We start from the raw sequence: 20229 nt of genomic DNA, 5'->3' as shown, positions 1-20229 counted from the left end.
CCTCCCGAACGGTTCCGTACGACGACGGCGCACGGCGCCTCACATGGCCATGCCCGCCAGCACCTTGGCCACCACGGCCATCACGCAAAGCCCCGCGGCCAGCGGGGCGACCACGATATGACACAGCGCCAGGCGCCGTTCCCGGCGAGTGCGGGCCAGCAGCCATGGCGCCACGGCGTAGGCCGTGACCAGGACGGCGACGTAGATCGCCACCTTGGGCGCTTTGGAAAACGACTCGATCGCGACGCCGACCAGATCGCCGGCGAACGCCGCCATGTGGCCGATCTGATCGAACACGTTCTGGTTCCAATCGAGGGTACCGGCGAGCATCGCGATGCCGACCAGGAACATGGCCGCGGTCGCCAACAACACCAGCCAGGTCAGCCAGCGCCTGGCGAGGTACTGCAACGGTTCGCGAACCGCCGGCGCCGCGGCGCTCATACGGCGCCCGCCTGCGGCGATGCGATCGGGCCACCGCGATCGCGGCAGGTCTTGCTACATGGCCGGCCGACGATCGACATCATGGTGCTTGCGCGGCATCCGCTGTGGCTGGATCGGACAGGCCTCGGCCTGGACGGTGTGCCGTCAATCTACGGGGCCGCGCGGGCAGCCGCCACTGCGACCGCGCTGGGCTGCGTCCTGTCGGCTAAGCTGCCCGTCTCGATTCGCGGCGAACTCCCATGCCCGACCCCTTGGAACCGACTGCCGCCGCCACTGTCCGCGCTCCGGCATGCCCGCGCTGCGCAGGCACGGCGGACCTGCGCCCGAAACTGCTGCTGATCGCGGCGTTCGATGACGCGCATTTCGCACACGCCCCCGAAACCCGATCGGCTTGCGACTGCCGCGGCCAGCTCAGCGTCGACGGCCTCAAGCCCGATGCCATCGCGCAGGCGCCGCTGCAGCAATTCGTGTCCGGCCTCTATTGCCAAGCCTGCGGCATCGGTTTCGTCCCGGACGACATGGCCAAGCCCTTGCCGCAACTTTGGAAGCTCAGTGCGCAGGGCTTCCATCCCATCCTTGCCGATGGCTCGCTGGGGCCGGCGCAAGCACGAATGGACAGCGAGTAAGGTCGAGCCGGCTGCGCGCGGCCGTGGCCGCCGCGAATGTCCGAACAGTCTTCGCGCGGCGCAGCCGCCAGCGGCGTTGGCCGCCGAGCGGCCGACCGCGGTGGAATGATCGAGTGTGTATGTGTGCTCCGCCGCGCAAGGATCGAGCGGAACGTATCGGCGCCCGGCGCGATGCACGAGTCAGTATGGCGCTGCGGCGCGCTGCGCCGAAGATTCGCCAGCGACGCGGTCGCGGCGGCGACCGGGGTGCGCCCGAACGAGCGCACCCCGCGGAACGCAAGCCTTAACGCTTGCCGTCTTCCTCTTCCGGCTCGGCGGTCGGATCGGCCGCCTTGTCCTTCTTCTTGTCTTTCTTCTTGTCCTTTTCGGCCTGCTCGGCCTTGGCCTTCTCGGCCGCCTCGGCCTTCTTCTGCGCCTGCGCGGCCGCCTGCTCGGCGGTCGGGTTCTGGGCGGCGTCCTGCGCCATCGCCAACGGTGCCACCAGGGCGGCGGCGATCAGGCTGGGAATCCAATACTTGCGGGTGCTCATGGTGCGGTCCTCCGATGTCGTGGGGCTCACAGGGAAAGGCGGGGCGCCTAGGCCGCTCCCCTCAGCGACGGCGCGACCGTAGCGCCTGTTTCCATGCTCGCGACTGAATGAGCGAATGTTAACGCCTGCGGACAGACGCCGCGCGACGGCCGCGGCGCGGGTCCGCGCCGCCGGATCAGTCCAGCGCCAGCTCGACGCCGTCTTGCGCTTCCGCGCCGTCCGGGCCGTGAACGCGAACGATCCCGACCAGCCAATCGAACACGGTCGCCCCCTGGCCCAGCAAAGCGCGATCCAGATCGGCGCGCACGCGCTCGGTATTGTCGGGATGGCAGCGCTGCAAGCGCAGGCGCAGTTGGCGGACGGTCTCGGCATGGCCCAGGCGTTGCCGGGACAGCGCATGCTGTTTCCATCGCAGTACGAAGCCGCCGTCGGGCGTCCCGAATCCGCCGCGCAGCACATCGTTGAACGCGTCCAGGTTGCGGCCCCAGTCGTGTTGCCCGCACAGGGCGCGCTGATCGAAGTGGCTGAAGAATTCCTCGAGCGTCGAAAAATCGGCTCCGTCGATCTCTACGACGGCTTTCGTTCCGAGGCCATCGTTCATGCATCCGGCTCCTGACGGCCGGTGCGGGACGTCATGAGCAAGTAGGCGGCCAGCGCCAGAAAGCACACGCCATACAGCGATGTCTGCCACGACGGCGCGGGCACCATCCGCAGATAGCTGTGAGAACTCAGCTGGACCAGCGTGACAGGCTCCGAATCGGGTGAACAGACGGCGAACACCAAACAGGCCACGCCGAAGATCAGCGATACCAGCCCCCAGCGTCGACGCGTCTTGCCTTGCATCCTCACCCGCCCCTCCGGCCCTAAGGTTTATTCGTGGCCTTGCAGACCATCCGCATGGCGATATCGGTCCGAAGACCGCACCGGATCGGCACCGTGGCCCGCCCGGCCGAATTTCGGCGGACTGGCCCTGGCGGAGACCGGCGTAAGGACACGCAATATAGACAAGTCCGGCGCCAAACCCATCGCGGCGCCCCGGCTTGACCGCGCCCGACCCCATCGCCATGCTCGCTGCGCTCATTCAGGGGGAACCGTTCCATGCGCCGTCTGCGTCTATCGTTCATGTTGTGCCTGGCCCTGGCGGCCGCCGCGCCGGCCTGGGCCGGCCATACCGGGGTGCCGATCGCCGAGATCCGCGTCGACGAACTGATGAGCGACACCCAGAAGACCGGCGGCGGCGTCAACGGCAGCGAAATGGTCTGGTGGCTGCCGCCGCAGCTATGGGCCTATGTGCTGGACCGGCAAAACGCCGAGGCCAAGGGCGCGGCCAAGAAGACCTCCGACGAGGTGTCCCGGCACTTCCAGGACCTGTTCACCCGCCATACGGTGATCGCGGCGCTGCGGATCGGCAATCTGGACGGCGAACAGGTCAGCTTCACCAGCGAAACCGACCTGCGCAGCAAGCTGCAGCTGATCGACATGCACGGCGGCAGCCATCGGCCGATCGCGGCCGACCAGGTCGATCGGGAGCTGAAAGAGCTGCTGGCTACCATGCGGCCGATGCTGACCAGCATGATCGGGCCGGCCGGCGAGAATATGCAGTTCTACGTGTTCCCGGGCCAGGACAAAGACGGCCGACCGGTCGCCGACCCGCTCGGGGATGGCAAGATGCGGGTCCGGCTGGACGGTAGCGAGTTCAGCTTCCGCCTGCCCCTGGGCGGCCTGCTGCCGGCGCGGCGCGATCCGGCCAATGGCGAGATCTTCCCGGGCGGTTACCGCTACAACCCCTACACTGGCGCCCAGTTGCAGGCCGTCGAGGCCGGGCGCTAAGCCCTACACATCCCCCACGCGTCACTACTCCACGCAGGTTTCATGAGCAGTCGTTACAACGCCGCCGATATCGAAGTCCTTTCCGGCCTGGACCCCGTCAAACGCCGTCCGGGCATGTACACCGACACCTCCCGGCCCAACCACCTGGCCCAGGAGGTGATCGACAACGCGGTCGACGAAGCCCTGGCCGGGCACGCGCGCAACATCGAGGTCACCCTGCACGCCGACGGCAGCTGCGAGGTCTCCGACGACGGCCGTGGCATGCCGGTGGACATCCATCCGGAGGAGAAAATCCCCGGCGTCGAGCTGATCCTGACCCGCCTGCACGCCGGCGGTAAGTTCAGCAACAAGAACTACACCTTCTCCGGCGGCCTGCACGGCGTCGGCGTCAGCGTGGTCAATGCGCTCTCGACCCTGGTCGAGGTGCACATCAAGCGCGACGGCAACGAATACCGCATGACCTTCCGGGACGGCGACCGCGCCACGCCGCTGGAAGTGGTCGGCAGCGTCGGCAAGAAGAACACCGGCACCCGCGTGCGCTTCTGGCCCGACGCCAAGTACTTCGACACGCCCAAGTTCGCCCTGCGCGCGCTCAAGCACTTGCTGCGCGCCAAGGCGGTGCTGTGCCCGGGCCTGACCGTGAAGCTGCACGACGTGGCCAGCGGCGAAACCGCGCAGTGGTACTACGAGGACGGCCTGCGCGATTACCTGTCGGGCGAGCTGCGCTCCAACGGACAGCAGGGCCGCGAGCTGCTGCCGCCGGAGCTGTTCGTCGGCCAGCTCAAGAAAGACACCGAGGTCGCCGATTGGGCGGTGGCCTGGGTGCCGGACGGCGAGCTGGTGCAGGAGAGCTACGTCAACCTGATCCCGACCGCGCAGCACGGCACCCACGTCAACGGCCTGCGCACCGGCTTCACCGACGCGCTGCGCGAGTTCTGCGACTTCCGCAACCTGTTGCCGCGCGGCGTCAAGCTGGCGCCGGAAGACGTGTGGGACCGGGTCGCGTTCGTGCTCAGCGTCAAGATGACCGACCCGCAGTTCAGCGGCCAGACCAAGGAACGCCTGTCCTCGCGCCAGGCCGCCGGCTTCGTCGAGGGCGCCGCGCACGATGCGTTCTCGCTGTGGCTGAACCAGCACACCGAACTGGGCGAGAAGATCGCGCAGCTCGCCATCGAGCGCGCCGCGGCGCGTTTGAAGACCGAGAAGCAGATCGTCCGCAAGAAGATCACCCAGGGCCCGGCCCTGCCCGGCAAGCTCGCCGACTGCACCTCGCAGGACCTCTCGCGCACCGAGTTGTTCCTGGTGGAAGGCGACTCGGCCGGCGGCAGCGCGCGGCAGGCGCGCGACAAGGACTTCCAGGCGATCCTGCCGCTGCGCGGCAAGATCCTCAACACCTGGGAAGTCGCTTCCGGCAGCGTGCTGGGTTCGCAGGAAGTGCACGACCTGGCGGTGGCGATCGGCTGCGATCCGGGCAAGGACGACATCGCCGGCCTGCGTTACGGCAAGGTCATCATCCTGGCCGACGCCGACTCCGACGGGCTGCATATCGCGACCCTGCTCAGCGCCCTGTTCCTCAAGCACTTCCCGGCGCTGGTCGCGTCCGGCCACATCTTCGTGGCGATGCCGCCGCTGTTCCGCGTCGACGTGGGCAAGCAGGTGTTCTATGCGCTGGACGAGGAAGAGAAGCGCATCCTGCTGGAGAAGATCGAACGCGAGAAGATCCGCGGCGCGATCAACGTCACCCGCTTCAAGGGCCTGGGCGAGATGAACGCCTCGCAGCTGCGCGAGTCGACCATCCACCCCGACACCCGCCGCCTGGTCCAACTCACTGTAGACGACGGCAGCGAAACCCATTCGCTGATGGACATGCTGCTGGCCAAGAAGCGTTCCGGCGACCGTAAGCAGTGGCTGGAAACCAAGGGCGATCTGGCGACGCTGGAGGTCTGAGCGTGGCGCCGATGTAGCGCAGGGACGGCATGACCGATCGGGAAGCGAGCGCGCAAGACGGGCATGCCGAATCGGCGCTGCATTACGCGGCGTGGTCGGGCGATCTGGACGAAGTGAACGCCCTGCTCGCCGCCGGCGCCAATGCGAACTGGCCGGATTCGGGCGGGGAGACGGCGTTGTTCGGCGCCGCCGCGCACGGCCGCAGCGACATCGTGCGCCGCCTGCTGGCGGCCGGTGCGCGCCACGACTTGCGCGAGCCCAGTCGCGGCTACACGCCGTTGCACTGGGCGGCCAGCCACGGCGACGCTCGCGATCCTGGTCAGCGCTGGCGCGGACACCGCGGCGGACGACGGCGGCTGCCTGCCGATCGATGTGGCGCACGCGCATGGAAAAGGCGCCAACGTCGCTTATCTGAAGACGGTGGGCCCGGCGATCGCCTCGCGCCGACGCTAGGCTTGCTGTATAGCTATGCCCAGCACCGTGCGCGGTAACGCGGCGCTACGCGATGGCGCGGCGCATCCGTCCGATCGCGCACGTTCACCGGATCGAGACCCGCCATGAACTCCGCCAGCCCGCCCCAGCCGCGCCCGCTCCTGCTCTGGCTCGCGATCGCCACCGCCGCCATGCACGCACCGCTGATCTGGCTGCTGCACACCACCGGCGGTCCCTGCCCGGACGGCCTGTGCGGCTTCTGGGAATCGATCCTGATCTGGATGATGTGCGCGTTCTTCACCCTGCTGTTGTCGGTGCTCGGTTGGCTGCGCGGCGAGCGGCCACGCAGTCTGATACTGCTGGCGATGGCGGCGCTGTTCGGGCCGGGCGTGGTGCTGATGCTGAAATCGGCGTACGTCTGAGTCCGGCGATCGGCGTGCGGGCGTCGTAGCGCGCGAACGGCGCTGCGTCCGACGCCTGAAGAACACGCCCGGAAGCAGAAGGCGTCGTGAGCGAGTGACGCGGCCACGGCGGGCGCCGCTCCTACCCTGGCGATCTCGTCGCGGCTCGGCCGCGGTTCACGCGCTCGCCAGCGCGCGCAGTGCGGCGCGCAACGGCGTGCGCAGGCCGGCGGGGCGGCAGCGTTGCAACTCGACCTTGGGCGTGGCGTGCCAGCGCGCGCAGTCGTCGATCGCGCGCGCGATGTCGGCGATCAGCGCTTCGTCGGCGGCGATGCCTTCCTCCAGATACAGCGCCTTGACCTCGAACACGCCCTCGCGGCGGTGCGCCTTGGCGTCCAGCCGGCCGACCAGGCGGCCGCGCGCCAGGATCGGCAGCACGAAGTAGCCGTAGCGGCGCTTGGGCTCGGGCGTGTAGCACTCCAGGGTGTAGTCGAAGCCGAAGAATTCGCTGGCGCGCTCGCGGTCCCACACCACCGGATCGAACGGCGACAACAAGGTGGCGTGGGTCGCGCGCAGGCGGCCGGCCGCGGCCAAGACCAGTGCGTCGGCGTGATCGGGATGCACGTAGCCCGGCGCCTCCCAGCCTTTCACCGCCACCCGCAGCAGCGCGCCTTGCGCGACCAGCGCATCGAGATCGGCATCGCGCAAACGCGGCTTGGTGCGGTAGTAGTCGGCGATCCAGCGCGCCTGGGTGATGCCCAGCGCGCGCACCGATTTGAGCAGGCTGTCGCGGCGCACGGTGGCGGCGTCGATGCGGGTCGTGTCCCAGTGGGGCACCACGGCGCCGGCCACGCGCTCGGCCAGGTCGTAGACGCGATGGAAGTTCTCGCGCCGCGCCACCATCAGCTCGCCCAGCGCGAACGCGGACTCCAGCCAGCGCTTCTCGTCCTTCCAGCCCCACCAGCCGCCGCCACCCGCCTGTTCGCGCTCGAAGTCGGAGGATTTGACCGGGCCGAGTTCGCGGATGTGCGCGAGCAGGCGGTCGATCTTGGCGCCGCTGGCGTCGCGGTGGTGCTGGGCGTTGCGCACCGCCCAATGGTGGGCGCGCTGGTCGTGGGCATTGCGGTGCAGCAGGTAGTCGCCCATCGGCGCGAAGCAGGCTTCGTGCGCCCACACCTCGAAAATCTCGCGCTGCGCCAGCAGATCTTCCAGCCAGGTCTGCGGATACGCGCCCAAGCGCGAGTACAGCACCAGATACGGGCTGCGCGCGACGACATGGATGGTGTCGATCTGCAACAGCTGCATGCGCGCGATCGCGTCCAGCAGGTCGGACCGGCGCGCGCGCCGGCGCGGGCGCGCCAGCAGCCCCTGCGCGCCCAGGTGCAGCGCGCGCGCCTGCGACAGGCTCAGCGCGGGCACCGCGCTCATGCGGCCAGGCAGGTCCGCAGCAGTTCGGCCAGCAGCGGTTGCAGCTTGGCGGCCTTGATCTCGTCGTAGGCGAAACTGTCCTCGTCCATGTAGTTGCGCTGGCTCAGCTCCAGCTGCACCGCCTGCACGCCGTCGGCGGGCGCGGCGTAATGGCGGGTGATGTAGCCGCCCTTGAAGCGTCCGTTGACGATCCAGTCGTAGCCGCCTTGCCCGGCCAGCACCGCTTCCAGCCGCGCCTGCAACTGCGGCGAGCAGCTGGCGCCGCCGGAGGTGCCCAGGTTGAGGTCCGGCAGGCGGCCATCGAACAGGAACGGCAGCTCGCTGCCCTTGATCGAATGCCCTTCCCACAGCACCACCCGGCCGTGTTCGGCGCGGAGGCGTTCGAGTTCGGCGCTCAACGCCTCGTGGTAGGGGCGCCAATAGGCATCGACGCGCGCGGCGACCTCGTCGGGCGTGGGTTCCTGACCGTCCAGGTACACCGGCTCGCCGGTGAAACGCACCGCCGGGCACAGGCCGGTGGTGTTCTGGCCGGGGTACAGCGAGGTGTCGTCGGGCGGACGGTTGAGGTCGACCACGTAGCGCGAATAGCGCGGCACCAGCAGCGAGGCGCCCAGCTCGCGCGCGAACGCGTACAGCAACGACACGTGCCAGTCGGTGTCCGGCGCCTGCCGCGCCGGCGGCTGCATGCGGTCGGCCAGCGCCGGCGGGATCGCGCTGCCGTCGTGCGGCAGGCTGATCAGCAGGGGCGCGGTGCCGCGGTGCAGTTGCAGGACCGGTTGGGTCGGCGCGGGGACGCTATTCGCGGAAGCGGTACTCATCGGTATTCAGGGTGTCAGCTGGCGCTCGAAGAAGTCCATGGTACTGCGGTGCACGCGCATCCAGGTCGCGTAGCGCAGGAAGAAGTGATCCTCGTCCGGAACGACCAGGGTTTCCACCGCCGCGCCCTGCGCGCGCAGGCGCTCGACCAGGTCGATGCTCTGGCTGAACTTGACCGCGCGGTCGTCGTCGCCGTGCACGAACAGCACCGGCGAGCGCCAGCCCTGCACCTGCGCGACCGGCGAGGACTGCCCCGCCAGCTCCAGCTCGTCCGGCTTCAGCCCCCACAGGCCGCTGTTGTCGCCACCCTTGGCGCTCTCGCGCCAGTCGTGCACGCCGTGGCGGTCGACGCCGGCCGCGAACAGATCGGAATTGCGCGACAGCGCCTGCGCGGTCAGATAACCGCCGTAGGAGCCGCCGTAGATGCCGATACGACGCGCATCGACCTGCTCCAGACCGGCCAGGTGCTTGTGCGCGGCCAGCACGTCCTGGTACTCGCTGGCGCCGCGCGGCCCTTGTCTGGCGGCGCGCCGGAAGGCCTGGCCGTAACCGGTGCCGGCGCGGAAGTTCAGCGCCAGCACCACGAAGCCGCGACTGGCCAGCCATTGGTTGCTGGCGTAGTCGTTGTAGTAGTAGCTGCTGTAGTGCCAGCCCGGCAGCATCTGCCGGATCGGACCGCCGTGCACGTATACCAGCGCCGGCCGCTTGCCCTCGAACGAGGCCGGCGGCAGGAACACGGTCGCGTGCGAGATCACGCCGTCGGCGGCGCGCAGCGTGATCGTCTTGGGCTCGACCAGCGACTGCAGCGGGAACGCGTCCGGCAACCGCGCCGGGAAGATACGCCGCGGCTCGCCGCCCGTGGCCGGCATCACCGCGATCGCGGTCGGGCGGCGCGCGTCGGCATGCCGGAACGCGATCCACTGCGCGCCCGCCAGCGGCAGCGGATCGGTGGCGATCTGACCGTCGCCGCTGAGCCGCTTGGGCGCGGCGCCGGCGGCGGCGCTGTACACCTGGCGGCGCTCGATGTCGTCGCAATTGGCGCTGTAGACCAGCGTGCCGGTGTCGCTCAACGCCGCCGTCTCGACTTCGCACTCGCCGCGACTGACCGCGACTGGCGCGCCGCCCTCGGGCGACAGCGCATACCACTGCAGCCAGCCGCTCTGCTCGGACGCGAACAGCAATCGCCCGTCGCGACTCCAGCGCAACGGCTCGGTCACGGCGAACTGCGCGTAACCGCCGGCGCTGTCGCTGGAGCGGAACACGCGCCGCGCCTGGCCGCTGTCCGCATCTCCCACCCAGACCTCGAACGGATTGGCCGCGGTCAGATCGAACGCCTGCCCCGGCCGCGTGCCGGCCGTGCGCAGGAACGCGATGCGCTTGCCGTCCGGCGACCACGCCGGGGCGCTGTCGTTGTTGAAATCCGGCGCGATCCAGCGCACTTCGCGCGCAGCCAGGTCGAGCACGCCGATGAAGCTGTGGTCGCCGCGGTTGCTGACGAACAGCAGGCGTCCGCCGTCCGGCGAGAACGCCACCGCGCTGCTGGCGCCGCGCGTCTTCAACAGCCCTTCCACGCACCAGGCCGGCGCCTTGGCCTGAGTCAGCGGGTTCGCCTGGCAGCTCACGCCCTTGCCCTGCACGATCAGCGCGTCGCCGCCGGGCGCGAACATCACGCCGCGACCCGCGCCCACGCGCTGCGGCGCGACCGCGCCATCGGCCGCGCCGTCGGTGGCCACCACCCATACCGCCTGTTCGGCGCCGTCGGGATCGCCAACGGGGTTGCTGGCATTGCCGGCGGCGTCCGGACCGCCGCCGCGCACGTAAGCCAACGCGCGGCCGTCGGCGCTGAGCGCGAGCGAGCTCAGTACCTGGCCATCGTCCTGGTCGTAACGGGTAAGACGGCGCGGCGCGAAGTCCGGCGCGCGCGCGACCCACAGGTTGCGCACGGCGCGCTCGTTCGCCACCCAGGCGATCACCGGCGCTTGCGCGGCCGCGACCGGCGCGTCCGGCTGCGGCGCGCCGAGCAGGTCAGCGATCTCCATGCCCTGCGCCGCCGGCGCGCCGATCAGCGCCCCCGCCAGCACCCAACCCCGCCACTGCTTCATGCGTCCGACTCCTTGGGAATGTGTCGACGCGGGCCGTGCACCACCCGCTCCGTACCGGCCACCGCTACCGCATCAGCACCACTTCCTCGGCGCTGGTCGGATGGATCGCGACCGTGTCGCGCAGATCGTCCAGGGTGATGCCGCGCTTGAGCGCCACGGCGAAGCCCTGCAGGATCTCGTCGGCGGCCTCGCCCATCAGATGGATGCCGATCACGCGCCGCTCCTCGCCCACGCACACCAGTTTGAACAAGCTGCGCTGCGGCGAATTGACCAAAGCGTGCAACATCGGCCGGAAGCCGGCGCGGTACACGCGCACCGCGTCGCCGTGCTGTTCGCGCGCTTGCGCTTCGGTCAGGCCGACCTTGCCGATCGGCGGATGCGAGAACACCACGGTGGGAATGTCCTGCGCGTCGAACACCGCGCTGGCGCCGCCGTAGAGGCGGTCCATGAGCCGTCGCGCGGCCGCGATCGCCACCGGCGTCAGCGCCGGATCGGCGGTGACGTCGCCGACCGCATGGATGCCGGCGACGTTGGTGGCGTGGCGTGCGTCGACCTGGACGTAGCCGTTCGCATCGGTGCGCACGCCGGCCGCGTCCAAGTGCAGGCCTGCGGTGTTGGCCGCGCGCCCGGTCGCGAACAGCAGACGGTCGTAACGCTCGCTAAGACCGCCGTCGGCGTCGCGCAGGCGCACGCCCTCGCCGTCGCGTTCGACCGCGGCCAGGCGATGGCCGAATTGCAGGTGCACGCCGGCGTGGCGGTAGTCCTCGCCCAACTGCTCGACCAGTTCGGTGTCGAACCCGTCCAGCAACCGGCCGCGCACCAGCAGGTCTACGCGGCTGCCCAGGGCCTGCAGCAGGCCAGCCAGTTCGACCGCGATGTAGCCGCCGCCGACGATGGCCACGCGTTCGGGCGCCGCGGTCCATTGGAAGAAATCGTCCGACACGCCGCCCAGTTCGGCGCCCGGCAGCGCCGGCCGCACGGGATGCCCGCCGGTGGCGATGAGGATGTTGGGTGCGCTCAGGCGTACGCCGTCCATGCACTCGATGGTGCGCGCGTCGATGAAGTGGGCGCGCATCGGCGCCACCACGATCCCGTTCGCATCGAGACGGCGGCGGTAGCTGTCGTGAATGTTGGCGATGTAGCGCTGGCGGTGGGCGATGAAGGTCGGCCAATCCAACGCCGGCGCTTCGGCGACATCGAACCCCAGGTCGCGCGCCATGCGCAGTCGGCCGGCGACCTCGGCGGCCAGCCACATCGCCTTCTTCGGCACGCAGCCGACGTTGACGCAGGTGCCGCCCAACAGGTTGGGCTCCAGCAGGGCGACGCGGGCGCCGTGTTCGGCGGCGCGGAACGCACCGGCCAGGCCGCCGGAGCCGCCGCCGATGACGATCAGGTCGAAGTCGCGCAATACGGCGTTCATGCGAAACGCTCCGGTCGGTAGGGCGTGGGGTCGATCGCGGGCGCGCGCCCGGCGATCAGGTCGGCGAGGAGCTGGCCGCTGCCGGCGCTCATGCTCACGCCCATCATGCCGTGGCCGGTGGACAGCCACAGGCCGTCGCGGCCGGGCACACGCCCGATCAGCGGCACGTCGTCGCTGCTCATCGGGCGCCAGCCGTACCAGCGCTCGCGCTCGACCGGGCCGACCGGTTCGTGCAGGTACTCGGCCGCGCCGCGTTCCAGCGCCGCCAGGCGGCGCGGGTTGAGGCTGTCGTCGTAGCCGGAAAATTCCATGGTGCTGCCCAGGCGGTAGCCGCTGCCCCAGGCGGTCACGCAGACCTTGCGCTCGCGCAGCACCACCGGCCGCAAGGGCACGCGCGCGGGCCGGTCGTAGGTGATCGAATAGCCCTTGCCGGGCTGGATCGCGCGCTTCAGGCCCGGCAGGCCGATCGCCTCGGACAACTGCGGCGACCAGGCGCCCAGCGCGAACACGACTTCGCGCGCGCGCATCGGCCCGCGCGAAGTGATCAGCCTCGCGCCCGCGCCGTCGCGGTCCAGCGATTGCAGGCGGCAGTGCTCGGCGATCTCGCCGCCGCGCTCGCGCACGGCCTGCGCCAATGCGTCGACGTAGCGGTCGGGGCGCAGCACCGCGTCGTGATCGAAGCAGATCGCACCGGCGATACCGGGCTTGAACGCGGGATCGCGCGCCTCGTAGGCGCGTCCGTCGATCAGCTCGACGCGGATGCCGAATTCGCGCAGCAGGTCGAGCTCGATCTGCCCGGCCGCGAACGCGCGCGGGTCGCGGAACACGTAGTCGACGCCGCTCTGCTCGAACTCGCAATGCAGGCCGTAGTCGCGCACCCAGTCCTGCAGGCGCGCGCGCGAGTCGTTGAGCAGCGCGGATTTGGCCATCGCGCTGCGGCGCCAGTCGCGCGCGTTGCAGCGCAGGGCGAAACGCAACAGCCAGCCCCACAGGCGCGGATCCAGGCGCGGATGCACGTACAGCGGCGCATCGGGGGTGAGCATCCAGCGCAGGGCCTGCGAAATCACCCCGGGCGCGGCCAGCGGGGTCGCGTGGCTGGGCGTAATCGTTCCACAGTTTCCGTGCGAACTTCCGCTGCCCAGGGTGTTGGCTTCCAACACGCAGACGCGGCGGCCGTCGTTCAGCAAGGCCAGCGCCGACGCCAGCCCGATGACGCCGCCGCCGACGATGGCGACGTCGGTATCGCGCGGCGCATCCGTCTGCGCCATGTGCATGGATTCACTCGACAAGGCTGTGCTCGGGTCGATCGAAGATCCGGAAGTGTGACCGCAATCCGACGATGAGCGCCATTCGCGGCTTGCGCCGTCGCAAAACGCATCGTCGCGGCACTTACGGTTCAAGAACTCGGCAAGTAAGCGCCGCAGCGCTGCGCTGGCTCGCGCGAGTCGTAAGGACAAAACAGTACCGGATGTGGACCGTATCCACCAACCATTCTTTAGTCATTGGGGACTCACGCACATGCAAGCGAAGACCGCCCTGCTCAGCGCCGCCATCGTCGGCGCGCTCGCCCTCCTGGCCAGCCAGTCCGACACGCTGTCCGGCGCCGTGCATCGGCACGTCTTGCCTGGCTCGGACGCCAGCGGCGCCTCGGCCCAGGGCCAGCCCGGCCAGACCCATGCGCATCCCGCCGGCAGCGGCCTGCGCGCCCTGATGGCGCGCGTCGGCGACGGCGCCCGCCCCGGCAGCGAGCAGATGTTCGCCTCGACCTCGCCCGCCGAAGCCGACGCCTCGCCGGCCGCGGACCGCGCGCGCGGCCTGCTCGAAGGCACGGCATCGCGCGAAGTGCACCGGATGCCGGCCGACGGCTTCATCGCCCGCGACGTGATCGTCGACCGCGACGGCACCGAGCACGTGCGCATGGACCGCAGCTATCAGGGCCTGCCGGTGATCGGCGGCGACATGGTCGTGCACACGCGCAACGGCAAGCTGCTTTCGATCACCCAGGGCGACGAGATGAAGACCTTCGCGCGTCCGAACCTCAAGCCCACGCTGAGCGCGGCCCAGGCCGAGATCGAAGCCGGCGCGGCCTTCGACGGTTCTGTGACCGAGATCGAAGCGACCCGCCTGGTGGTGTTCGCACGCAGCGGCCGACCGACCCTGGCCTATCAGGTCGACTTGCTCGGCGACCGTCGCAATGACCAAGCCCCGGGCAACATGACCTACTACCTCGACGCCGCCAACGGCAAGGTCCTGTTGGAAGACGATCGCTTCCACTCCGCCGCCGCCAGCGGCACCGGCAAGACCCTGACCCTGGGCGATGTCGGCATCGGCACCAATTCGGTCAGCGGCGGTTTCCAGATGACCGACGTCGCGCGCGGCAGCGGCTCCACCTGGGACGCGCGCAATCGCACCAGCACCTCTGGCGCCACGCTGTTCAGCGACAGCGACAACACCTGGGGCAACAACGCCCTGTCCGACCGCGCCACCGTCGCCGCCGACGCCCACTACGGCGTGGCCTCGACCTGGGACTATTACAAGAGCGTGCACGGCCGCAACGGCATCACCAACAACGGCGCCGGCGCCAAGAGCTACGTCCACTACGGCACCAACTACGTCAACGCCGGCTGGAACGGCGTGATGGTCTACGGCGACGGCGACGGCGTCACCTATCGGCCGCTGGTGGCGGTGGACGTGGCCGGTCACGAGATGACCCATGGCGTGACCGGCGCCACCGCGCGCCTGGGCTACTACAACGTCAAGGACGCCGGCGGCCTCAACGAGGCGGTGTCGGACATCTTCGGCACCCTGGTCGAGTTCAGCGTCGACAACGTCAACGACCCGGGCGATTTCCTGATCGGCGAGGAAATCTTCTTCAGCAATCCCGGCGACAAGAAGGGCCTGCGGCTGATGTTCAAGCAGGACGCCGACGGCAAGTCGTTCTCGTGCTACCCCGCCGGCGGCTTCAGCGCTTCGCAGGCCTACGCGCGCGGTCCGCACGATCCGCACAACACCTCCGGCGTCGGCAATCGCCAGTTCTATCTGCTCAGCCAGGGCGCGAAGGCGCCGGCCGGGTTCGGCTACACCGACGCGCAGATGGTCTGCAACGGCGACACCAGCCTGGTCGGCATCGGCCGCGCCAAGGCCGGCGCGATCTGGTACCGCGCGCTCACGCGCTACTTCGTGTCCAGCACCACCTACCCGCAGGCGCGCACGGGCACCCTGCAGGCGGCCGCCGATCTGTACGGCAACGGCTCGGCCGAGTATCAGGCGGTGGCGCGCGCCTGGTCGGCGGCGGCGGTGAACTGACGCCCCTCCGCGCACGGATTCCCCCCTTTGGAAAAGGGGGGCTAGGGGGGATTTGCTTTGGCTTTGGCTTCGCGCGAAAAAGCAAATCCCCCTCAATCCCCCTTTTTCAAAGGGGGAGGCTTGAGTAGCGCGGGGTTACGCTCTCATCCCTTCAGCAACACCGGTCTGCGCGCGTAAGTGAACCAACGCCACAGCCACTCCATCGGGCCGTAGCGGAACCGCGCCAGCCACCAGCGCGCGAACGCCAGTTGCAGCGCGAAGAACACGCAGGCGCCCAGCACCTGCGGCGCGCGCGAAACCTCGCCCCACAAGCCCAGGCCATAGCCGTAGAACAGCAGCGTGCCGGCCACCGACTGCATCAGGTACAGCGTCAGCGCCATGCGTCCGGCCGGCCCGAACGCCAGCGGCCAGCGCGCGCCGCGCTGCAGCACGCGCACCAGCGCGGCCAGATAGCCCAGCGACATCAGCGGCGCGCCCAGCGTCTGCAGGGTCGCGCCCAGCATGTCGGAGCCGCCCATGCCGCTGTCGATCAGCAGCGGTTCGCTGTCGATCACCAGACCGGCCAGCGTGATCGCCAGGCCCAGCGGCCCGACGGCCCACAACAGCACCGAGTAAAAACGGCGGTAGCGCTGCGGCTCGACGATGGCGCCGCTGCGCACGAACCAGGTGCCGATCGCGAACAGGCCCAGCGCCATCGGCACGAACACCATCAATCCGGCCATGCCGGGGCCGAAGAAGTAGCGCACGCGCATCGCGGTCGCCTCGGCGTAGCTGCCGCGCGCGTAGGCCGCGACCTCGCTGGCGCGCAAGGCGCGGTCGGCGGCGCCGCTGCCCGCGTCCGCGATCAGATCGCCGGCCACGAAGGTCGCCAGCGTTCCCAGCAGCAGCATCGCCGCGATCATCAGGTTCAAGGTTCCGCCGATCGGCCACAGCGCGCCCAGCGGCGCATTTCGGAACGCCAGCAGCGCGAACGCGGCCAAGGCGTAGCAGACCAGGATGTCGCCGGACCAGATCAGCAGCGCGTGCACCAGCCCGATCGCGAGCAGGCCGACGACGCGGCGCAGGTACAGCGGCAGGAAATCGGTGCCCGCCGCGCGTGCGCGTTCGCTCATGGCCGCGAAGCCCATGCCGAACAACAGCGCGAACAAGGTCCAGAACTTGCCCTGGATGAAGAGATAGACGAAGCCGTCGGCCAGCCAGTCCCAGCGCGCCTGGCGCGGATCGATACCGCTGCCGGCATCGAGCATGGACGCGGTGAACGACTCCACGTTCATCAGCAAGATGCCGAGCAAGGCCAGGCCGCGCAGAGCGTCGAGGGTGAGGATGCGTTCGGCCGAAGCGATCGGAGCCAACGCGGCGGCGCGAGTCGGGGCGGTTGCGGTCATGCCGGCACTCTACCGGCCCCGCGCGTCGGCGCGGACGGGCCGTAAGTTGGTGCGGCGCACGCACGCCGCAAACGAAAACGGCCCGCATCGCGCGGGCCGTTCCGGTGTCGCCGTGGCGAACGATCAGTGGTGGTGACCACCGTCGCCGTGCACGTGGCCGTGCTCGATTTCCTCGGTGCTGGCCTCGCGCACTTCCACGATCTCGACCGCGAAGTGCAGATCCTTGCCGGCCATCGGATGGTTCAGATCGACGTCGACCACGCTCATGCCGACCTTCTGGATGGTCACGGCGCGCGGACCGAAGTTGGTCGGCAGCACCGCCTGCATGCCCGGCTCCAGGCGCGCGTCCTTGAAGTACTTCTTCGGCACGCGCTGGGTCAGGCCTTCCTGGCGCACGCCGTAGGCATCGGCGGCGACCACGTCGACTTCGAACTTCTCGCCGGCCTCACGACCGTCCATCGCGGTCTCCAGGCCCGGGATGATGTTGCCGTGGCCGATCAGGATCGCCAGCGGATCGCGGCCTTCCGAGGTCTCGAGCGGCTCTTGGCCCTGCTCGGAGACGGTGTAGTGGAAACGGACGACGCGATCTTTCTCGATTTTCATTGCGGGACTCGACTGGCGGCCGACACAGCGGCGCGGAATGGGTGAGACGGCGGCGGCGGCATCGGGCCGGCGCAGCGGAGGCTTGTCGCCGCCGGCGCCAGCGGCCAAGCTAACGGCCGTGACGAAGGCCGCGCATTATCCCGGCAACACCGCCCCCGCGCCAGCGCGGGACGCATCGTCGCGCGCGCGCGGCGCTCTGCGATGGCTGGCGATCGGCCTGGGCTGCGCGCTGCTGGCGGCCTGCGGCGGCGGCCGCGAGACCGTGCGCCGCCCCGCCCCCACCGTCGGCCCGCGGGTCTGGCCGGTGGTCGAACCGGCCGATCCGGTCTCGGCCAATGCCGTGCTGATGCGCGCGATCAGCCTGGTCGGCACGCCCTACCGCTACGGCGGCAACACCCCCGAGAGCGGCTTCGACTGTTCGGGGCTGGTCAACTACGTCTACCGCGACATGCTGGCGCTGAACCTGCCGCGGACCTCGCGCGATCTGGCCGGCTTTCAGGGCCCGAAGATCGCCCCCGAGCGCCTGGCGGCGGCCGACCTGGTGTTTTTCGGCAGCTCCGGCAGCGTCAGCCACGTCGGCATCTACGTCGGCGAGGGCCGCTTCGTGCACGCCCCCAGCAGCGGCGGCACGGTCCGCCTGGACCGCCTGGACGGGCCGTATTGGCGCGACCACTACAGCGGGGCGAAACGGGTTCTGAAGTAGTCGCCGGCCAAAATGTGAGCAAAATCACAGGCTTGTTAACGAACCTCTAACGAAAATTGAACCTTCTGCTCGCCTTCGGCAGGCATGATCGCTCGGTACCGATTTAGTGATGACCGCGTGACGACCCAGCTTTTCTGCCAAGGCCGCCCAGCAGCCACCACCGCCCCCCGCGTTTCGCGGGCCGCATTCCGCATTGCATTTGCCCTGTGCTTGGCCGCCCTGGCGCTGCCGGCGTTCGCGCAGGAGCAGCCGTCCGCCGTGGCCTCGCTGGCCGGCGGCTCGGCCATGAGCGGCGACTCGGCCGACGGCCCGGCGCCCGCCACCCGCCACCTGCTGCCCGACGCGATGACCCTGCCGGACCGCGCCCTGCTGCTGGCGACCGATCTGAACCGCCTGCTGGCGTATTCCAACGCCGTCGGCGACAGCAAGACCCCCGCCACCGGCGCTGCGCCGGCCGGCGAAGGCCGCATCAAGGGCATGCTGCAACGCGCCCTGGCCCTGCTCGGCACGCCCTACCGCTGGGGCGGCAACTCCCCGGACAAGGGTTTCGACTGCAGCGGCCTGGTCGGCTACGTCTTCCGCAACGCCCTGGGCATCGAACTGCCGCGCGTCTCGCGCGAGATGGCCAAGACCGGCGAACTGATCAGCGACCGCGCCGATCTCAACGAAGGCGATCTGGTCTTCTTCGGCCGCAAGGGCCGGGTCGATCACGTCGGCATCTACCTGGGCGAAGGCCGCTTCGTGCACGCCCCGCGCACCGGCAAGGACGTGACCGTGTCCAGCCTGGAAACCGGCTACTGGAGCGGCAAGTTCATGGAAGCGCGCCGCGTCGAAGGCATCTGAGCCTCGCCTCAACCGTATAAGCAAGAAGGCCGCCCCAGGGCGGCCTTCTTTTTTGCTTCCGCTTCTCCTCCCCCTTTGTAGAGGGGGATCGAGGGGGATTTGCTTTTAGGCCTCGAACGGAAGCAACCGCAACAGCAAATCCCCCCTAGCCCCCCTTTTTCAAAGGGGGGGACTAAGCCTTAGAGCGGGTCGGCGCTATGGCTCAGATACCGCTCCACCGTCGCCTCGATGCCCTTGCTCAGCTCCATCACCTTGAGCGCGTACTCGGCCAGGCGCTTGTCGTCCTCGCTGGTCGGGGTCCAGGGCGGCACCGCGGTCGGCTTGCCCTCGACCTGGTCCATAGCCACGAACACGATCACGCAGTGGGTGCACAGCCGCTCCTCGGCCTCGCCGTCGTCCAGGCCCGGGTCGCGCGCCTTCACGTCGACCGCGAAATGCATGCTGGTGGTTCCGGTGTGGACCAGCTTGGTGTGCACGGTGACCAGGTCGCTGATGCGGATCGGGGCGACGAAGCGGATGCCGCCGACCGCGACGGTCACGCTGTACTTGCCGCTCCAGCCGACCGCGGCGGCGTAGCCGGCCTGGTCGATCCACTTCATCACCATGCCGCCGTGGACCTTGCCGCCGTAATTGACGTCGGTGGGCTGGGCGAGGAACCGCAGGTTCAGTTCGCGCTGCTGGCCTTTCATGCGACCACTCCCTTGCACAGATGACGGACCACGGCCGCGCCGACGCCGTGCACGGCATTGCGCAGGCGCTCGTCGGTGAGCACACCGGTCTCGGGCAGGCGCTCGGCGGCGGCGCCCACCGCGACCTGTTGCGGCACCACCAGCAGGCCGAGCTTGGACAGCGCGTCGCGCAACACCAGCAGCGAGCGGATACCGCCCAGCGGCCCCGGCGACGCCGACACGATGCCGGCCATCTTGTCCTGGAACAGCAAGGTGCCCGAGCGGCCGTCCAAGGTCGCGCGCGACATCCAGTCCAGGGTGTTCTTGACCAGCGCCGGCATCGAGCCGTTGTACTCGGGCGTGCTGATCAGCAACCCGTCGCAATCGGCCATCAGCGCCTGCAGGCGATGCACGTTGTCGGGCATGCCGGCCGCTTCGATGTCGCCGTCGTACACCGGCAGCGGGTAGTCGCGCAGTTCGATCAACTCGACGTCCGCGCCGGCGTCGCGCGCGCCCTGCGCCAGCAGCGGGATCAGACGGCGGTTGTAGGAGGCCTGGCGCAGGCTGCCGGCGAAGGCCAGCAGGCGCGGACGCGGCGGCGGCGTGGCGATGGTGCGGTCGGCGTCGGGCGCGCGCGGATCGGACGGGCTGGCGGACATGCGCTGGCTCCAGAGGACGGGCGCCGATTATGCGCGCAGGCGCCGCTTGCGGCGATGCGCGCGACCGGCGATGCTCGCCGCGTTCGCTCG

Annotated in this window: 21 protein-coding genes; 8 read left to right on the top strand and 13 right to left on the bottom strand. The window is 69.7% G+C overall.

Annotation, left to right across the window (positions count from 1 at the left end; translation table 11 throughout):
• Positions 1–39 precede the first annotated feature (39 nt).
• The gene (locus LVB77_RS07660; RefSeq protein WP_232909555.1) at positions 40–441 is read right to left on the bottom strand and encodes a hypothetical protein; all 402 of its coding nucleotides are present in this window, start codon (positions 439–441) and stop codon (positions 40–42) included.
• 239 nt (positions 442–680) lie between these two features.
• Here LVB77_RS07660 and LVB77_RS07655 point away from each other — a divergent pair, with 239 nt between their 5' ends.
• Entirely contained in the window at positions 681–1067 is a 387-nt protein-coding gene (locus tag LVB77_RS07655; protein WP_232909554.1) for a hypothetical protein, read from the top strand.
• Positions 1068–1350: 283 nt separating this feature from the next.
• On the opposite strand, the gene LVB77_RS07650 is transcribed toward LVB77_RS07655, so the two are convergent.
• From LVB77_RS07650 to LVB77_RS07640, 3 genes are all read right to left on the bottom strand, one after another.
• Positions 1351–1596 (bottom strand): hypothetical protein, encoded by a 246-nt coding sequence (locus LVB77_RS07650; RefSeq protein ID WP_232909553.1) that lies wholly within the window; start codon positions 1594–1596, stop codon positions 1351–1353.
• Between the two features lie 175 nt (positions 1597–1771).
• Positions 1772–2197, bottom strand: a complete 426-nt coding sequence (locus tag LVB77_RS07645; RefSeq protein WP_232909552.1) for a barstar family protein — start codon at positions 2195–2197, stop codon at positions 1772–1774.
• The gene (locus tag LVB77_RS07640; protein WP_232909551.1) at positions 2194–2439 is read right to left on the bottom strand and encodes a hypothetical protein; all 246 of its coding nucleotides are present in this window, start codon (positions 2437–2439) and stop codon (positions 2194–2196) included. The genes LVB77_RS07645 and LVB77_RS07640 overlap by 4 nt, the downstream gene beginning before the upstream one ends.
• Positions 2440–2694: 255 nt before the next feature.
• On the opposite strand from LVB77_RS07640, the gene LVB77_RS07635 reads away from it, so the two are divergent.
• From LVB77_RS07635 to LVB77_RS07620, 4 genes are all read left to right on the top strand, one after another.
• Positions 2695–3426 (top strand): hypothetical protein, encoded by a 732-nt coding sequence (locus tag LVB77_RS07635; protein ID WP_232909550.1) that lies wholly within the window; start codon positions 2695–2697, stop codon positions 3424–3426.
• Positions 3427–3468: 42 nt separating this feature from the next.
• On the top strand, positions 3469–5373 hold the full coding sequence (parE, locus tag LVB77_RS07630) for a DNA topoisomerase IV subunit B (RefSeq protein WP_232909549.1): 1905 nt from the start codon (positions 3469–3471) through the stop codon (positions 5371–5373).
• Between the two features lie 29 nt (positions 5374–5402).
• On the top strand, positions 5403–5864 hold the full coding sequence (locus tag LVB77_RS07625; RefSeq protein ID WP_232909548.1) for an ankyrin repeat domain-containing protein: 462 nt from the start codon (positions 5403–5405) through the stop codon (positions 5862–5864).
• Between the two features lie 66 nt (positions 5865–5930).
• Complete coding sequence (locus LVB77_RS07620) at positions 5931–6227, top strand: hypothetical protein (protein ID WP_232909547.1); 297 nt, start codon at positions 5931–5933, stop codon at positions 6225–6227.
• Between the two features lie 156 nt (positions 6228–6383).
• Here the strand turns inward: LVB77_RS07620 and LVB77_RS07615 are convergent, their stop codons facing one another.
• The 5 genes from LVB77_RS07615 to LVB77_RS07595 all read right to left on the bottom strand — a co-directional run bounded on the left by LVB77_RS07615 (position 6384) and on the right by LVB77_RS07595 (position 13240).
• Positions 6384–7634 carry a crosslink repair DNA glycosylase YcaQ family protein gene (locus LVB77_RS07615; RefSeq protein ID WP_232909546.1) on the bottom strand — a complete coding sequence of 417 codons (1251 nt, stop codon included), beginning with the start codon at positions 7632–7634 and terminating at the stop codon, positions 6384–6386.
• Entirely contained in the window at positions 7631–8452 is an 822-nt protein-coding gene (gene hutG / locus LVB77_RS07610; protein ID WP_232909545.1) for an N-formylglutamate deformylase, read from the bottom strand. The genes LVB77_RS07615 and hutG overlap by 4 nt, the downstream gene beginning before the upstream one ends.
• Before the next feature lie 6 nt (positions 8453–8458).
• Positions 8459–10552, bottom strand: a complete 2094-nt coding sequence (locus tag LVB77_RS07605) for a prolyl oligopeptidase family serine peptidase (RefSeq protein ID WP_232909544.1) — start codon at positions 10550–10552, stop codon at positions 8459–8461.
• A 64-nt stretch (positions 10553–10616) separates the two neighbouring features.
• Positions 10617–11972, bottom strand: a complete 1356-nt coding sequence (gene gorA, locus LVB77_RS07600) for a glutathione-disulfide reductase (RefSeq protein ID WP_232909543.1) — start codon at positions 11970–11972, stop codon at positions 10617–10619.
• A complete protein-coding gene (locus LVB77_RS07595) occupies positions 11969–13240 on the bottom strand; it encodes an FAD-dependent oxidoreductase (protein ID WP_232909542.1) in 1272 nt (423 codons plus the stop codon). The genes gorA and LVB77_RS07595 overlap by 4 nt, the downstream gene beginning before the upstream one ends.
• 250 nt (positions 13241–13490) lie before the next feature.
• On the opposite strand from LVB77_RS07595, the gene LVB77_RS07590 reads away from it, so the two are divergent.
• The gene (locus tag LVB77_RS07590; protein WP_232909541.1) at positions 13491–15278 is read left to right on the top strand and encodes a M4 family metallopeptidase; all 1788 of its coding nucleotides are present in this window, start codon (positions 13491–13493) and stop codon (positions 15276–15278) included.
• Positions 15279–15421: 143 nt separating this feature from the next.
• Here LVB77_RS07590 and LVB77_RS07585 read toward each other — a convergent pair whose 3' ends face one another.
• Both LVB77_RS07585 and LVB77_RS07580 read right to left on the bottom strand, forming a co-directional pair.
• The gene (locus tag LVB77_RS07585) at positions 15422–16663 is read right to left on the bottom strand and encodes a DUF418 domain-containing protein (RefSeq protein ID WP_232909540.1); all 1242 of its coding nucleotides are present in this window, start codon (positions 16661–16663) and stop codon (positions 15422–15424) included.
• Between the two features lie 123 nt (positions 16664–16786).
• Positions 16787–17266: a peptidylprolyl isomerase gene (locus LVB77_RS07580; protein WP_232909539.1), complete on the bottom strand. Its 480-nt coding sequence runs from the start codon at positions 17264–17266 to the stop codon at positions 16787–16789.
• A 196-nt stretch (positions 17267–17462) separates the two neighbouring features.
• On the opposite strand from LVB77_RS07580, the gene LVB77_RS07575 reads away from it, so the two are divergent.
• Together LVB77_RS07575 and LVB77_RS07570 are read left to right on the top strand one after the other, a co-directional pair.
• Positions 17463–17969, top strand: a complete 507-nt coding sequence (locus tag LVB77_RS07575; RefSeq protein WP_232910206.1) for a C40 family peptidase — start codon at positions 17463–17465, stop codon at positions 17967–17969.
• A 210-nt stretch (positions 17970–18179) separates the two neighbouring features.
• Positions 18180–18812 carry a C40 family peptidase gene (locus LVB77_RS07570; protein ID WP_343226225.1) on the top strand — a complete coding sequence of 211 codons (633 nt, stop codon included), beginning with the start codon at positions 18180–18182 and terminating at the stop codon, positions 18810–18812.
• A gap of 179 nt (positions 18813–18991) precedes the next feature.
• Here LVB77_RS07570 and LVB77_RS07565 read toward each other — a convergent pair whose 3' ends face one another.
• Together LVB77_RS07565 and LVB77_RS07560 are read right to left on the bottom strand one after the other, a co-directional pair.
• Positions 18992–19501 (bottom strand): acyl-CoA thioesterase, encoded by a 510-nt coding sequence (locus LVB77_RS07565; protein WP_232909537.1) that lies wholly within the window; start codon positions 19499–19501, stop codon positions 18992–18994.
• Positions 19498–20139 (bottom strand): NAD(P)H-dependent oxidoreductase, encoded by a 642-nt coding sequence (locus tag LVB77_RS07560; RefSeq protein ID WP_232909536.1) that lies wholly within the window; start codon positions 20137–20139, stop codon positions 19498–19500. Before LVB77_RS07560 ends, LVB77_RS07565 begins: the two co-directional genes overlap by 4 nt.
• Positions 20140–20229: the final 90 nt, after the last annotated feature.

The sequence above is a fragment of the Lysobacter sp. 5GHs7-4 genome, from assembly GCF_021284765.1.
Lineage (GTDB): Bacteria > Pseudomonadota > Gammaproteobacteria > Xanthomonadales > Xanthomonadaceae > Lysobacter.
This window is presented reverse-complemented; position numbering and strand designations above follow the sequence as displayed.